The organism is Leptospira kanakyensis (assembly GCF_004769235.1).
GTDB classification, from domain to species: domain Bacteria; phylum Spirochaetota; class Leptospiria; order Leptospirales; family Leptospiraceae; genus Leptospira_A; species Leptospira_A kanakyensis.
In genome coordinates this window covers 346,158-360,485 of record NZ_RQFG01000018.1, presented here as the reverse complement: position 1 = coordinate 360,485, position 14,328 = coordinate 346,158, and the positions used below count along the sequence as shown (strand labels likewise).

Genomic DNA, 14,328 nt, shown 5'->3' with positions numbered 1-14,328 from the left:
GGAATGTGGGAGAATGGGCTGACAGCGGAACAATGGAAACTCCTAATGATTCCCTTCACCTATGGATTTGTGGGTTGGGTGACCAATTGGTTGGCCCTGAAGATGACTTTTTACCCCATCCAATTTGTAGGAATCCCTCCTTATTTCGGATGGCAGGGCATCATTCCTAGAAAGGCCCATAAAATGGCCAGTAAGTCCGTGGATGTGATTACTGAGCGCCTTCTCAATATCAAAGAAGTCTTTTTGAAAGTAGATCCCAAAAAGGCGGAGACAGTTTTTTTACCAGCCTTAGAACCTAGCATTCGCTATACGATTCGTGAGTTTTCGAACAGCCTCGATCCCAAACTTTGGGATATGATTCCCGATGTCGTTCGGGAAGAAATTTACCATAAAGTCAAAAGGGAAAGTGGAGTCACCATCCGCAAAGTGATTCGCAAACTCCAAAAAGACATTGATTCCCTATTTGATGTAAAGTCCTTAGTTTTGAAAAAACTATCGGGGAATAATGTAGGCCTTGTTGTAGAACTTTTCCAAGAAGTAGGAGCTCCTGAGTTTCGGTTCATCGAAAGGTCAGGATTTTATTTTGGATTTCTTTTGGGCCTTGTCCAAATGATTTTTATGATTTATTTTCCCTTAAATTGGACCCTTCCCATCCAGGGAGTGATTGTGGGATATCTTACAAATTATTTGGCTCTCGAGATGATCTTTCGTCCCCTACTCCCGAAAAAGTTTTTAGGAATTTTTACTTACCAAGGTTTGTTTTTAAAAAGGCAAACAGAGGTTTCTAGACTCTATGCAAAGTTAGTGAGTGAAAAAATTTTGACTCCGAAAAATATACTTTCTGAATTAATTTTTGGGAAAGCATCCCAAGATATCATCGACATCATTCGGAATGAAGTGGTCCATCATGTGGACACAGTTACCTTTCTCGCCAAACCAGCGCTCTATGCTACGGGAAAAATTGAAGAGTTTGATGCTGCCAAAGAAAGAATTGGAGTGGCTATGGCTGATAATGCTATAGAAAAATCATTTCACTTAGAAGAATATTTAGGTTCTGCTTTGGAAATTGAAACCATGATGGGGGATCGAATGGCGGCCCTTCCCCCCAAAGAATTTGAATCTATTTTAAGATCTGCTTTTCAAGAAGATGAATTGTTATTAATTTTAGTGGGTGCGGCGCTCGGTGCCGTAGTGGGATGGTTTCAAATGGTATTTCTTGTATGACAAAAACAATTCTCATCACAGGAGGCAGTGGGGTTCTTGGAAAAGAATTATTAAAGGAACTGATTGAAAATTATAAAATCATCGCCATTGGAAATCATTATGCGAATTTTCCTGATTCGATTCGGTTTCATAAAAACTTTAAGTTTTATGAAAGAGATCTTTCTAAAATAAAAAGTTCGGATGAATTTTTGATTCCCGAATCCATTGATTTAATTTTACACTTAGCCGCCGTTGTTTCTGGAGCCAAAGTCACCGAAGAGGTTTACCACCAAATCAACGTTACTTCTACAAAGTTAATTGTGGAATTTGCTAAGGCAAAAAAAGTCCCTCATTTTGGGTTTGTCAGTTCGGTCTCAGTTTATGGATCCAAAGAAATTGATTTAAACATTAACAGCGAAAGAATGGGAACTACCATCTATGCAAAAACGAAGGCTTTGGCTGAAAACTATGTATTAGATTCCGGTAGACCTTATTCTATATTCCGATTGGCAAGTATCTATGGCAAAGGAACAAAAAGTTTTATTTCTAAACTTCGTTCTCTTACCAAACTAAAATTTTATCCTTATATACCTTCCTCTCGTAAAAAATCTGTCCTTCATATAACCGACGCCACAAATGCATTAGTAACCTGGACAAAACAAACATTAGATGGGAAAACACCGAAACAAGTTTATGTATTCTCTCACCCTGAATTTGTGACTGTGAACCAAGTCATTCAGACATTCCAAAGTTTACGGGTCATCGGAAATTCCCTTTTTCCCATTCCTGTGGGAGGAATCTTTGCTAGAATGATCGAACTTGTTTTCCGTTTTCTGGCCTTTGTTAAAAGAAGACCCTTTCATGGATCCCCACTCCAACCTTTGTTAGAGTCGGTAGCCATTTATGATCCTAAATCTTGGGAAAATTTGGGAATTTTTCCAGAACGAGATTTACGAAAAGGGCTCACCGACTATCAATAAACAAGGTACTGGGGGCCGATATTCTAAGTATGAAAAAGCGACTTTGCCTACTTGTTTTATTATGTCTTACTCTTTCTCATTTGGATGCAGCAACTTGGATTGAAGATTCTCTAGGTTTTGCATTTGAATATCCAAGAGGTTGGGCAAAGTCTGTTTTACGCCACCCTGATACAGTTCGAATACAATTTTCCAAAACTAATAGAGAGGCTGTGTTACAGGTAGATGTAGCACGTCGTACCAAAGAATACGATATAGATCGCTTTATTGAAGAAACAGTGGATACTTTTCTCACCAAATACCCTGATTTAAAACTTGTTAGGGAAAAAATGTTAGAAAACGAAATCGCAGGATTTGATGAATCCGTCTTTGTTGTGTTACACTATACAGAACACAAACAAATGATTTCCAATCGATTTTTGTTCCACAGAAAGGGCGGAATGTATTATGTAATCCAAGCAAAAACACCTAGAGCTTATTTTGCAAAGTATTCCAAAGACCTAGACATGGTGATGAAAAGTTTCCGTAGAGAAACTCGTACTAAAAACAGATGGCGTAACGATAGTTTGTCCTATTTAGATCCAATCAAAGACGAAAGGATCATCCAATACATTTCCATCACCATAAGACCAATTGATTCTTATCCCCATGAACAAGGGGCAAAAAACAAAGAAGAAGATGGATGGTTGTTCTCGGTGGAAGGAAACAAAAAACCTAATCCGGGGGAATGGGACAATCGTCCAAGACCTCAAAATGACCATGGTTACACTCCTTCGGATGTGAAACCGGATACCCCTACTTCTGATGAACCCGTGGTGATTCCCGATGGTTCAGGCCTGTAAGGATCAGGCCACAACTCTCTTCATTTCAAAACACAAACCAACCAACAAAACCAAAACCCCGGGAAATCCTGGGGTTTTCTTTATCCCGAAAATTTCAAATTCCCCTTGACGAGAATGGCAAAAATCCATTTATCGTATATTTACGATAAACTATGGCGCAGAACAAAAAAACAGAATTTCCGGAAAAGATCCAAAGGATTGCGTCTTTTACCAAACTTCTCTCCCATCCAGCAAGGTTGGCTATCTTAGAAGTATTGGCACAAAAACAAACATGTGTTTGTGGAGAGATTGTAGAAATCCTCCCTTTGGCTCAATCCACAGTTTCCCAACATCTAAAGGAATTAAAAGATGGGGGACTTGTGAAAGGAGAAGTAGAAGGAACTTCTTCTTGTTATTGTATCCACTGGGAAAATTTGAACCTGGCCTATAGGGAATTTTCAGACCAAATGCAAATGATAGAAAATTTCAAAAATCAAAAGGGAGGAAGCTGTTGTGAATAACAAAAAGAATATTTTAATTCTTTGTACGGGAAATAGTTGTCGGAGCCAAATTGCAGAAGGTTGGATGCGATTCTATGCAAAAAACAAAGCCAATGTTTATAGTGCCGGAATTGAAACCCATGGAGTGAATCCCAAAGCCATCGCTACCATGAAAGAGGTTGGGATTGATATATCAAATCATACTTCCAATCATATCAATGAATATAAAAACATTCAGTTTGATTATCTCATCACAGTTTGTGATCATGCCAAAGAAAATTGTCCGTATTTTCCCAGTGATGCAAAAAGGTTTCATTATAATTTTTCAGATCCTTCTAAATTAAAAGGAACAGAAGAAGAGGTAAGAGCTGCCTTTGCCAAAACACGAGAAGAAATTCGAGAATATTGTGAATCATTTATGAATAAGGAACTATAGGAGATAAGAAGATGAAAACAGCAACATGGAATGACTTTACAACCAAATTAGAACTATATCCAGAACTTCACTTAGAGTTTTTATATAGTGAAACCAAAAGGATATTTCCCAACTACCATATCACTGAATTCAAACTCGCAAACATTCAGTCTGTTGATTGTGGTGGAAAATCTGATTCTTGGACAGAAATTATTTTACAAGTATTGGAACCAAATAAAGAAACAGATACAAATCCGATGACACTTTCCAAGGTAAATTCAATTCTAAAAAAAGTAAATGGTTCTATGAACATTCCGAATGATGCTACTTTACGAATTGAATTTGGAAACGAAGGAACTGCCATGAGACAATATTTTGTTTCAGAAATGCAAACCAATGGAAAGTCCCTCACAATCCATTTAAAAGATGGGAAAACGGAATGTAAGGCAAGTGCCAGTTGCGGATTGCCAACAGGTGTGGTTTCTTTTCCAAAATTAGAAAAAACAACTTCAAGTTGTTGTACCCCAAAAACAGCCGCTGGAGAAGAGAAGGAAGAAGCTGGCTGCTGTTAAATGATTTAGAGGTGGTGGTTGGAACGATTAACTTAATTCTTTTGTATCCACCGCCTGTACCGTTTTGTCAATTTCGACAAACGAATTTGATCGAATAACAATCGTAAAACTGGTGATACCTTAACTGTGGTGCGTTTATTTTGCGACAAACGATTCAATTGGTAACGTACCATGGCCATATTGGCCAAACCTTTTAAGGTTTTCGATTTCCATTTTGGTTCAGGTAGGGTTGGGTTTCCTAGTTTTCCTTCTCTCCAATCATTCGGAAGATTGGGATTAAGGGCAAGAGCCGTGGCAATTCCTACCAAAGGAACTCCGGATTCCAAAACGGATTCTGCGATTTGTTTTTTTCGAATTCCACCTGTGACCAAAATGGGAACTGTCGCTGTTTTTGCCACTTCACTGGCAAAATCTAAAAAATATGCCTCTCTCGATAGTGTAGAACCGTCACGAGATTCTCCTTGCATGGCCGGAGCTTCATAATTACCACCAGACAATTCGATAAAATCAACACCTAACGTTTGTATTTTGGATATTACTTCTTTTGCGTCTTCAAACGTAAATCCACCTTTTTGAAAATCAGCAGAATTTAATTTCACTGCGACAATAAAACTTGGTTTCACAGATGCCCGCACCTTACGAATCACTTCTAACAAAAATCGCGACCTGTTCTCTAAACTCCCACCCCACAGGTCTTCTCTTCTATTGACTAGTGGAGATAAAAACTGACTGATGAGATAACCATGGGCAGCATGAATTTCTACGCCATCAAAACCTGCTTCCTCAGCCAACTGGGACGTTTTGGCAAATCTTTCTATGGTTTCTAAAATTTCCCCTTCCGTCATGGCTCTGGGTTTGCCTAAAAGTTTGGATAATTTCCCGATGTCTACTGGGATCGCAGACGGAGCCCAAACTTCACCACCTAACTTTGCTAATACTTGCCTACCAGGATGATTGATCTGCATAATGATCTTTCCCCCAGCAATTTTTGCTTTAGAAGACCAAATGCGAAATCCATCCAAGGAAGAACCGTCTTCTAAAACTACACCTCCGGGCCCTGTCATGGCTCTGTGGTCCACCATTACGTTTCCTGTGATGATGGTACCAACACCTCCCAAGGCCCAATTTTCATAAAGATTCCATAACGCTTTGTCTGGTTCTAAATTGGGATTAGAAAGGTTTTCTTCCATCGCCGCTTTTACCAGTCGGTTGGGTAGAGTCACACCACTTGGAAGAGAGAACTGAGAAAATAATGGGGATGTAAGATTCATTTGTCTTTGTTAGACAATGTTAAAGATTCAATGAATACAGGAAGGAATCTAAGATGCGAAGATTTACTTATTTTTTTTGGACCTTTTGTGTTCATACATACGACTATCTGCAATTGCCATCAAAGTTTCCGGTTCCGTTCCATCTTCGGGAGAAAAGGAAAGCCCCATACTGGTTTTGATTTCCAACTTGGTGGTATCAAATTGGATTTCTCCTTCCACCATTTTGGTAAGGTTCCCGAGTAATCCAAGTGTAGATTCTTTTGATTCGTGATGGATCAAAATGAGGCCAAACTCATCTCCCCCAAGCCTAGCAAACACATCTTGGTGTTGGAGCAAATGAGAAAAACGACTGGCAAACTTAGAAATATAAAAATCTCCTGCAGCATGGCCATGTGTATCATTCACAATTTTTAAACCATCTAAGTCAAAAAGAGCAACAGTCAAACAGGAAGGATCTTCCTGGATTCGATGTAGTCCTCTTCTCAAATAGTCATAAAAGGCAGAACGATTGTAAACACCAGTGAGAGCATCGTGACTGGCAAGGTAAGCCATCGATTGCAGGCTTTTTTCTCTTTCTGCCCAACGATATGCATTGTGCAAAATGGCGGCCATCGTTCCCGACAACATATTTAGCACATAAGTTTCGTTAGCTGAATAATAATCAACGACTGCACTATGTACTTTTAAAACACCAAGAACTTCAGAATCAAAATACAAAGGAAGTACAATCATAGAACGAAGGCCTACACGGCGGCAAGCCTCTCTGTTGACCCGATCATCCATTTCTGAATCTGAACAATATAACGTTTCTTTGGATTGTAGGCTTAGGCCAGAGAAACTTCCTTTGACTGGAATTCTAAGTCCAATTTGTTTTTCCCCCATTCCACTTGCGGCGCGATAAACTAATTCATCACCTTCCACTAATTCAAAAACTGCCCCATCAGAATTTGTGATCTCTTTGGCTCGAAGAGTGATGAGATCTAAAAGATAAGGAACATCTGGTTTGGCAGCAGTTAATTCTGTTTGGAGTTTTAGTATTTTTTCTAACGTGGAATTAGAGAAGTTTTCCATAGTCACACTTGGAAAGATTCTAAAAACTCCTCACTTTTAATCTAGCTTAATTTTTTGATTCCCTCGGCGATGCAATAATTAGCAATCGCAAGTAAGATATGAAAGATATCAACGTTCAGAACGGGACCTGTTGAGCCCTTAGTACCAATCACAAGACCAGCAACGATAAATAAAACAGAACCAATGATTCCCATCACAGCTGCATTTGATTTTCGAGGGAATCGCACAAGAGAACTAATGAGAATGATAAACATCGCAATTCCACCAACAACTGTCGAATAAATACCTAGTGGATAGAGATAAGAGAATGCCAAATACAGAAGAAATGCGACAGCAATGAAAAGGAAAAAAGTTTTTTCCGACAAAGAACGAAAGGTGAAATGAAAAAATGCCAATCCTAAGAGAGGAACACCGACACATCCCGACAATCCCACAAAGAAACGATAGATAGAATCGAGTGTGTTGATTCCAAGAAAGTGAATGGAACCGAGTCCCGCAGAAATTCCAATGATGGCAAATCCGTACAAAGCGGAACGAGAGGGAATGGAAGACTTCCCTACGAACCGGTAAGCCATCGCGAGGGAAACTAAGGAAAGAACTAAGTCAGAAAGAAATGTTGAGAAAACCATGGCAGGAATTAGAACTAATTTAGTACAAGATGCAAGATAAAATAAACCATCCGATTAGAATAAATTCATGGAACTATGACTCTTTGGGATTTTAGCACAATGTCTTGGATGATTTCATCCAGTTCTTTTGCTGATTCGATCAGATGGTCTAGGCTTTTCCTTTCTTCCGTGGGGGACAAGGTTCCTGTTTTGATCAAATCCACAATCCCCATCAGTTTGGCCAAAGGATTTCGCACTACATGGGACTGGGTCCAAGCAATGGCCTTTAGTTTTTCGTTTTGGGTTTGGATGGCCGTGATCTGGACAACTCGTTCGGTCACATCATGAAAATTATCTACAATCCCGCCGATACTTTCATCATCCATTAAGTTGGTGATCGTGGATTCCATCCACCTCCAAGAACCATTTTGGTGTTTGACTCGGAAATTATGGCTGGGAAGGGAATTTCCTTCTGGAAGGGTGATCACCTCTTCCAATCGTTCTTTGATTTTAGGAACATCATCTGGATGAAGAAAATCAAATAAATTCATCTCCATGGCTTCCTTTTCGGAGTATCCCAATACTTTAGTGATGGATGGAGAAACATATTTTGCAAAACCTTCAGCACTCAGGATTGCAATGACATCTACACCATTTTCGACAAGAGCCCGGTACCGTCTTTCACTCGAAACAAGTTCCATTCGTTTCAACATCAAATCGGTGATGTCTTTAGAAAAACAAGCGAGACCTGTAATCTCTTGGTTTGTATTTCTAATAGGATTAAAAAATACTTCGCGGTGTTCTTCTTTTCCCGTAATGGGACTTAGGAACTTTTCGTATGTTTTAAAAGTTTCGCCGGAGAGACCCCTTTCATAGTAACCCTTCCATTTTTCATAAAAGGCCTCTCCTTGGTTTAAGATAAGAACAGAATCTCCTTCTTTGGCAACAACTCCAAGGAGAAAACCCATCACATCCAGAAAGGCTTGGTTTGCAGCAATCAAACGGTAGTTAGAGTCTAAAGACCAAATTAAATCAGAAGTCCCATTGATCAGGGCTTCTTGGTTTTTTTTAATGCGTATGAGATTTTCTTCTGCACTTACTTTTTCGGATATATCACGAGTGACACTGAGCACCGAGGTAATTTCTCCCAATTGGTTGGTGAGAGGAACGGCAGTACTTTCCATCCATCGTTTGGTTCCTTTCAGACCAATGATTCGAAATCGTGCGCTGGACTGGATTCCTTGGAGAGCATTTTTATGTAAGGATTGATAAAAAACCAAATCTTCTGGGTAAACTAAATTTTCCACTTTTTGTCCGAGAGCTTCTTCCGGATGGTCAGCTTCTATCATTTGTAATCCGGCGGGATTCATCTCGATGAGAATTCCTTCTGGGGAAACTACTTTCACACATTCTGGTTCTGACTTGAGGATGGTGCTGAGCCTAAGTTCCTTTTGTAAAAGATTTTGATAAGCTTCTCTTTGTTCGGTGATGTCTTGAAATATTCCTACAATTTGTAAGGGTTCATTTTTTTCTCCGCGAATCACATCAGCAAGAGAATGGACAAAGATGATTTTTCCAGTTGTGGTGATGAGTCTACATTCTAAATCGTATTTGATTCCTGTTTCTAAAACATCTTGCATATGTTTCACGGCACGTTCGCGGTCATCGGGATGGACAGATAAAAAACCTTTTTCTAAGTCTACAGGCATGGCGGACGGATCCATTTCGAGAATATAAAAAACACCTTCTGACCAATGTAAGGTTTGTTTGACGAAGTCTACTTCCCAATGTCCAATTTTTCCTAAGGTTTCCATCTGACGAAGGATGAGTTTGTGTTTTTCATCTTCTTCCTTTAAGGACGAGGGAGGGATTAATTTTTTATTTTCTTTTTTTTCCACAACAAACAAGACCTCTAAACAGAAGTATGATTTTGTCAGACAGAGAAATGAAAGTCAGCCTTTTTTTAATTTAAAAAAAGAAAATCTAACATTGTAAAGTTGGATGAAAACCGCCAGGGATACGAAGGATGCCGCAGGCACCCTGGTTTGGCGATAGACAAAGCAGGGGGAAGCGAACGCGGACTCCGGAGTAGCTCGCCCGGGCGGCCAAAGAAAACGAGTTAGATTATTTTTTTCTCAAAACAAATGGCAGTGGGATCTGATACCCACTTACCAAACGATGGAATTTCTTTGAATCCAAAATTTTTGTATAAAGTTAGAGCTTCTGGTTGTGGTGCGCCCGCTCGCAAAATCATGGAAGAATAATGGTCGGCTTGAGCTTGTTTCTCTAGTTCATTTAACAATGATATGGCGACTTTGTTTTTACGGAACTTGGGAAATACATAAACGGCATCCAATTCACATTGTGAATCACTAAACTTTGTATAAGCGGCTGATCCGATTGTTTCCTTTGTTTCATTATGTTCGGCGATAAAAAACTTACCACCAGGAGGCAAAAAATCTTGGAAGTCCATTGGGTTTGGTGCTTGGAATCCATATCGATTTTGGATTTCTTCCCAAAGATGATCCAAACAAATTTGTGAGTTTGGATCTAGGGTTTCGACCATTCGAATTTTGAAATTTTGATTCATGGATGTAGAAAGATGAACTTCCTTATATTAAAATTTGCAAATACAAATTTTAGATGGGAAGAATTAGGGGGGTGTTGTATAGGGAAGTCATTGGGTGGCGGGTGGACTCACCCCACCCAATTCAGGGCGGGGATACCTACATCCAATCCTGTACACCCAAACCCCAAAAAAAAAGCCCCCATCTCTGGAGGCTTTCCTTACTGACCGACTTTCTTTTTGAAAATCTTAGTCTTTTTTAGAAGCTGCTTCTTTGATTACGTAAGCTGCAATTTCGTTCTTTTGGATTTGTGTCGTTCCTTCGAAGATCGTGAGGATTTTTGAATCTCTCATTAACTTCTCAACTGGATACTCTTTCGTGTATCCGTATCCACCAAAAATTTGAACTGCGTCAGTAGCACACTGAACCGCACATTCAGAAGCGTATGCTTTTGCAATCGCAGAGTATTTTGGAAGGTTAGGATCGTTTGCATCAGAAAGACGAGCTGCTTTGTAAGTGATTTCTCTTGCAGTTTCTACTTTGATAGACATATCAGCTAACATGTGTTGTACTGCTTGGAAAGTTCCGATTTTAACACCGAACTGTTCTCTCTCACGAGCGTAACGAGCTGCATGGTCAAGTGCTGCTTGTGCCACACCCACTCCCATTACCGCTACGAACGGACGAGAAGCATTCAAAGTTTGGAGAGCGTAAACGAAACCTAGGTTTTCTTTTCCTACGAGTGCGTCTTCGCCTACTTCACAATCTTCAAAGATCACTTGGTGAGTAGAAGATGCTCTAATTCCGAGTTTATCTTCTTTTTTACCAACAGTAAGACCTTTTGCGTTACGTGGAACGTAGAAACAAGAAACTCCACGTGTTCCGCGGTTTTTATCAGTATAAGCAAATACAGTAAAGGCCTGTGCATCAGAAGCACCAGTGATCCATTGTTTTGCACCATTGATGATCCATTTGTCGCCTTTTTTCTCAGCGCGAGTGGTCATACCTGGAACGTCAGAACCAGCACCTGGCTCAGACAAACAGAAAGAAACTCCGAACTTTCCGTCCGCAATTTCAGGAAGCCATTTTAATTTTTGTTCGTGAGTCGCACCTTTTAGAATTGGAAGGATTCCAAGACCAGTGTAAGCAAATCCGAGTGCGATTCCTAGGCATCCACGAGAAAGTTCCTCGATAGCCAAACACTGCTCGATCGCACCAAGTCCCCATCCACCGTATTCTTCTGGAATGACAAGACCGTTAATTCCCAGTTCCGAACGCATTTTATTGATGAGTTCTGTTGGGTGTTGGTTTTTCTCATCCCAGTGCAATGCTACTTCATGTGGGATTTCTTTTTTTACGAAGTTACGAACTAAATCTCTGATTTCAAGTTGTTGCTCTGTGAATTGGCTATACATTCCGGGATGTTCCTTATGAGAATGGGGTATTTACTACCTTTTTTCGTACGACCCTTCCTGTGCCAAGGGTTTTTCTCTCTTTACAAGAAAGCAAAAACACTGTAATATTTTCCATTTGTATGGCTAAATCGTGTTCTTTATTCCACAACCTCCGACAGCTGTCTGCTGTTCTCCTCATCACCGTTTCCTTTGTCCTAGTTTCCTGTGCGGGCCGGCCCAAGTATGAAGCAAAAGCAAATTTAAGTTATGCGAACTTCGAAGTTTACTTCCAAGAGAAGTTGGCGGAAAGTAAAAGCAAAAACCATAGGCCTGGAAACGAAGAACGTTATATCAGTTTCGGTAAAAAAACTCCCCTCGCATTTTTATACATCCATGGATATGGTGCCTCTCGCGCGGAAGGAGAAGAGGTGATGGAAAAATTGGCCAAAAAATTTAAAGCCAATACCTACCTACTTCGCCTGCCGGGACACGGAACCAACAAAGAAGACCAAAGAGACCAAAACTTTAACAACTACTTAGATGCTTCTCGTGAAGCTTTGTATATGATGCAATCGCAAGGTGATCGTGTGGTTGTGTTTGGAAGTTCGATGGGAGGCCTTCTTGCCACTTGGCTTGCTTCCGAATATCCTGAAGAAGTGGATGGTCTCGTTTTAGCGAATCCATTTTATGCACCAGTCGATAGCAGTTTGAATTTATTCAACTATCCTGGTGGACTTACCTTCATCCATTTACTCAAAGGAAAGGTAAGAGCTTCCGCTCACAATAACAATCCCAAGGTCTTACCAGAAAGAAATAACTATTGGTATCCAGAACAATACTTCGCCGCTCTTGCTGGTGTGAATGATTTACGAAATTATGCAGCAGTTCCTGATGTGTTTCGAAAAGTAACTTCACCCGCTTTACTGTTGTATTACTATAAAACGGATAAAGAACAAGACCCAACGGCCAGTGTTCCTAAAATGTTAGAAGGATATGCAAACTTTGGTTTGGACAAAACTCCGAATCCTCTCAACAGGAAGGTGGCAGTCGAAAATGGAATGCATGTTCTTATGTCCAAGTGGGTAATTACAGACAAAGCCTTTATCGAAGCACAAACAGAAAAATGGCTTACAGAACTTTCTAAGTCTAAGTAAAAACAGTCTATAGATGTAATGGTAGTGTAAAACTACCAAAGGAGATTTGATTTCCATGAAAGAATCCAAGGAACGCATCGCACTTGTCACTGGGGCCAACCGAGGGATAGGGAAACAAGTCTCCATCGATCTTGCAAAACAAGGAATCTATGTTCTCATTGGTGCAAGAAATCCTGGAGAAGCCGAAGACACACTCGAGGCAGTCAAAGCTGTAGGCAAAGGGGAAATCCTTTCCCTTGACGTTTCCAAGGAACAAAGTATCAGTGAGGCCCTGGACACCATCACAGGAAGTTTTGGTAAACTGGACATCCTCGTAAACAATGCGGGGATTTTTGCTGACCCAGGTTCTTTCTTTGCTACCACAAGCGAAGACTTACATAGAACCCTTCTTGTGAATCTTTATGGGCCTCTGCGAATGATTCAGGTATTTCTACCAATGATGATCCAAAACAATTTCGGTCGTATAGTGAATGTTAGTTCAGGGATGGGACAACTTTCTGATATGGGAGGTGGGTATCCAGCCTACCGTATTTCCAAAACTGCCATCAATGCCCTCACGAATGTGGCAAGCACAGAAGGAGTTGGGAAAAATATCAAAATCAACTCGGTTTGTCCTGGTTGGGTGAAAACGGATATGGGTGGTGAAAGTGCGACAAGACCTGTGGAAAAAGGTGCAGAGACTATCGTTTGGGCAGCGACCTTACCTGACAATGGGCCCACAGGAAAATTCTTTCGGGATAAAAAAGAGATCCCTTGGTAGGTAGGCAAAAGCCACTGCTTTTGATCCCATCGATTTCCGCTACAAGTAAGATGATTTTGAATCAGGCCTAAAATGAATGACTTAAAATTTAAACTCCTAGTTCTACTTTTAATGATATCCACAATTCCAATATTTGGGAAATCAATCGATACTTCAAAGTTAGAAGAGGGAGATATTATTTTTCATGAATCAAAATCAGAACAAGCAACTGCCATTAAATTAGCAACAAAATCTAAATACACCCATGTTGGAATTATTTTTAAATATGGAAAAACATTCAAAGTATTAGAAGCCATTGAACCTGTCAAAATCACCGATCTTCCAAAATTCATCGGGAGAGGAACAAACAACCATTATGTGATCAAACGTATTAGTAAAACAAAAACAAAACTGACACCAGAGACCATTCAAAAAATGAAAGAATATGGTAATTCCTTACTTGGCAAACATTATGATCTTTACTTTGAGTGGTCGGATGATCGAATTTATTGTACGGAACTTGTTTGGAAACTTTATGACAAGTTTACAGGCATCCAACTGGGAAATTTAAAAACATTACGAGACTTTGATTTATCTTCTAAACCAGTCCAAACGCTCATGAAAAAAAGATATGGGAAAAATATTCCGTATGTTGAACCAGTCATCTCCCCCGTTGATATGTTCCAATCAAACGAATTGGTTACTGTGATGGAGTGAAATGTAAATTCTCTATTAGGAGTGGTTTAGTTTTTTTGCGACAAGTTTGACAATGTCGTCAAAGGAATTTATGTTTTTAGCTTCTTCGTTACTAATTTCTATTTTGAAATTATTTTCCAACCTTTCAATGATTTCAATATCAGTAAATTCATCTGTATATTTCCATAAAAAATTTAGATTCCCTGTGAAAGAATCATACCAATAAAGTAAAAAATACAATTAGGATTGTTACATAAATTATCATTTTAATTTATAAGCTTATTTTGTTTTTTTAGTTATTTCATTTACTTCTAGAAAATAGTAGCTTTAAACTCTTTCT

The 14,328-nt window shown here is 39.6% G+C and carries 16 protein-coding genes; 9 read left to right on the top strand and 7 right to left on the bottom strand.

What is annotated here, in order from left to right:
• Positions 1-45 precede the first annotated feature (45 nt).
• From EHQ16_RS14105 to EHQ16_RS14080, 6 genes are all read left to right on the top strand, one after another.
• A complete protein-coding gene (locus EHQ16_RS14105) occupies positions 46-1,224 on the top strand; it encodes a DUF445 domain-containing protein (RefSeq protein WP_135633411.1) in 1,179 nt (392 codons plus the stop codon).
• On the top strand, positions 1,221-2,183 hold the full coding sequence (locus EHQ16_RS14100) for an NAD-dependent epimerase/dehydratase family protein (protein WP_135633413.1): 963 nt from the start codon (positions 1,221-1,223) through the stop codon (positions 2,181-2,183). Before EHQ16_RS14105 ends, EHQ16_RS14100 begins: the two co-directional genes overlap by 4 nt.
• Positions 2,184-2,212: 29 nt before the next feature.
• Positions 2,213-3,022 carry a hypothetical protein gene (locus tag EHQ16_RS14095; protein ID WP_135633415.1) on the top strand — a complete coding sequence of 270 codons (810 nt, stop codon included), beginning with the start codon at positions 2,213-2,215 and terminating at the stop codon, positions 3,020-3,022.
• 152 nt (positions 3,023-3,174) lie between these two features.
• Positions 3,175-3,522, top strand: coding sequence for an ArsR/SmtB family transcription factor (locus EHQ16_RS14090; RefSeq protein ID WP_135633417.1), 348 nt, complete (start codon positions 3,175-3,177; stop codon positions 3,520-3,522).
• On the top strand, positions 3,515-3,937 hold the full coding sequence (locus EHQ16_RS14085) for an arsenate reductase ArsC (protein ID WP_135633420.1): 423 nt from the start codon (positions 3,515-3,517) through the stop codon (positions 3,935-3,937). The genes EHQ16_RS14090 and EHQ16_RS14085 overlap by 8 nt, the downstream gene beginning before the upstream one ends.
• An 11-nt stretch (positions 3,938-3,948) precedes the next feature.
• Complete coding sequence (locus EHQ16_RS14080; protein ID WP_135633422.1) at positions 3,949-4,488, top strand: DUF6428 family protein; 540 nt, start codon at positions 3,949-3,951, stop codon at positions 4,486-4,488.
• A 32-nt stretch (positions 4,489-4,520) separates the two neighbouring features.
• Here EHQ16_RS14080 and EHQ16_RS14075 read toward each other — a convergent pair whose 3' ends face one another.
• From EHQ16_RS14075 to EHQ16_RS14050, 6 genes are all read right to left on the bottom strand, one after another.
• Positions 4,521-5,759 carry an NADH:flavin oxidoreductase/NADH oxidase family protein gene (locus EHQ16_RS14075; RefSeq protein ID WP_135633424.1) on the bottom strand — a complete coding sequence of 413 codons (1,239 nt, stop codon included), beginning with the start codon at positions 5,757-5,759 and terminating at the stop codon, positions 4,521-4,523.
• 63 nt (positions 5,760-5,822) lie between these two features.
• Complete coding sequence (locus EHQ16_RS14070) at positions 5,823-6,830, bottom strand: sensor domain-containing diguanylate cyclase (protein ID WP_135633427.1); 1,008 nt, start codon at positions 6,828-6,830, stop codon at positions 5,823-5,825.
• A 41-nt stretch (positions 6,831-6,871) separates the two neighbouring features.
• The gene (locus EHQ16_RS14065) at positions 6,872-7,459 is read right to left on the bottom strand and encodes a DUF6962 family protein (RefSeq protein WP_135633429.1); all 588 of its coding nucleotides are present in this window, start codon (positions 7,457-7,459) and stop codon (positions 6,872-6,874) included.
• 65 nt (positions 7,460-7,524) lie between these two features.
• Positions 7,525-9,336 (bottom strand): PAS domain S-box protein, encoded by a 1,812-nt coding sequence (locus tag EHQ16_RS14060; protein ID WP_135633431.1) that lies wholly within the window; start codon positions 9,334-9,336, stop codon positions 7,525-7,527.
• A gap of 221 nt (positions 9,337-9,557) precedes the next feature.
• The gene (locus tag EHQ16_RS14055) at positions 9,558-10,004 is read right to left on the bottom strand and encodes a GNAT family N-acetyltransferase (RefSeq protein ID WP_244242091.1); all 447 of its coding nucleotides are present in this window, start codon (positions 10,002-10,004) and stop codon (positions 9,558-9,560) included.
• A 249-nt stretch (positions 10,005-10,253) separates the two neighbouring features.
• The gene (locus EHQ16_RS14050) at positions 10,254-11,420 is read right to left on the bottom strand and encodes an acyl-CoA dehydrogenase family protein (protein ID WP_004785316.1); all 1,167 of its coding nucleotides are present in this window, start codon (positions 11,418-11,420) and stop codon (positions 10,254-10,256) included.
• A gap of 59 nt (positions 11,421-11,479) precedes the next feature.
• Here EHQ16_RS14050 and EHQ16_RS14045 point away from each other — a divergent pair, with 59 nt between their 5' ends.
• The 3 genes from EHQ16_RS14045 to EHQ16_RS14035 all read left to right on the top strand — a co-directional run bounded on the left by EHQ16_RS14045 (position 11,480) and on the right by EHQ16_RS14035 (position 14,009).
• Positions 11,480-12,553 carry an alpha/beta hydrolase gene (locus EHQ16_RS14045; protein ID WP_135633437.1) on the top strand — a complete coding sequence of 358 codons (1,074 nt, stop codon included), beginning with the start codon at positions 11,480-11,482 and terminating at the stop codon, positions 12,551-12,553.
• A gap of 55 nt (positions 12,554-12,608) precedes the next feature.
• Entirely contained in the window at positions 12,609-13,313 is a 705-nt protein-coding gene (locus EHQ16_RS14040; RefSeq protein WP_135633440.1) for an SDR family oxidoreductase, read from the top strand.
• A gap of 72 nt (positions 13,314-13,385) precedes the next feature.
• Positions 13,386-14,009: a YiiX family permuted papain-like enzyme gene (locus EHQ16_RS14035; RefSeq protein WP_135633442.1), complete on the top strand. Its 624-nt coding sequence runs from the start codon at positions 13,386-13,388 to the stop codon at positions 14,007-14,009.
• A gap of 15 nt (positions 14,010-14,024) precedes the next feature.
• Here EHQ16_RS14035 and EHQ16_RS14030 read toward each other — a convergent pair whose 3' ends face one another.
• Complete coding sequence (locus EHQ16_RS14030; RefSeq protein WP_135633444.1) at positions 14,025-14,228, bottom strand: acyl carrier protein; 204 nt, start codon at positions 14,226-14,228, stop codon at positions 14,025-14,027.
• Between the last annotated feature and the right edge of the window lie 100 nt (positions 14,229-14,328).

Coding starts and splice junctions, on each gene's coding strand:
- EHQ16_RS14105 (WP_135633411.1), top strand. CDS start 46: ATGATTCCCTTCACCTATGGATTTGTGGGTTGGGTGACCAATTGGTTG.
- EHQ16_RS14100 (WP_135633413.1), top strand. CDS start 1,221: ATGACAAAAACAATTCTCATCACAGGAGGCAGTGGGGTTCTTGGAAAA.
- EHQ16_RS14095 (WP_135633415.1), top strand. CDS start 2,213: ATGAAAAAGCGACTTTGCCTACTTGTTTTATTATGTCTTACTCTTTCT.
- EHQ16_RS14090 (WP_135633417.1), top strand. CDS start 3,175: ATGGCGCAGAACAAAAAAACAGAATTTCCGGAAAAGATCCAAAGGATT.
- EHQ16_RS14080 (WP_135633422.1), top strand. CDS start 3,949: ATGAAAACAGCAACATGGAATGACTTTACAACCAAATTAGAACTATAT.
- EHQ16_RS14075 (WP_135633424.1), bottom strand. CDS start 5,759: ATGAATCTTACATCCCCATTATTTTCTCAGTTCTCTCTTCCAAGTGGT.
- EHQ16_RS14070 (WP_135633427.1), bottom strand. CDS start 6,830: ATGGAAAACTTCTCTAATTCCACGTTAGAAAAAATACTAAAACTCCAA.
- EHQ16_RS14065 (WP_135633429.1), bottom strand. CDS start 7,459: ATGGTTTTCTCAACATTTCTTTCTGACTTAGTTCTTTCCTTAGTTTCC.
- EHQ16_RS14055 (WP_244242091.1), bottom strand. CDS start 10,004: ATGGTCGAAACCCTAGATCCAAACTCACAAATTTGTTTGGATCATCTT.
- EHQ16_RS14050 (WP_004785316.1), bottom strand. CDS start 11,420: ATGTATAGCCAATTCACAGAGCAACAACTTGAAATCAGAGATTTAGTT.
- EHQ16_RS14040 (WP_135633440.1), top strand. CDS start 12,609: ATGAAAGAATCCAAGGAACGCATCGCACTTGTCACTGGGGCCAACCGA.
- EHQ16_RS14035 (WP_135633442.1), top strand. CDS start 13,386: ATGAATGACTTAAAATTTAAACTCCTAGTTCTACTTTTAATGATATCC.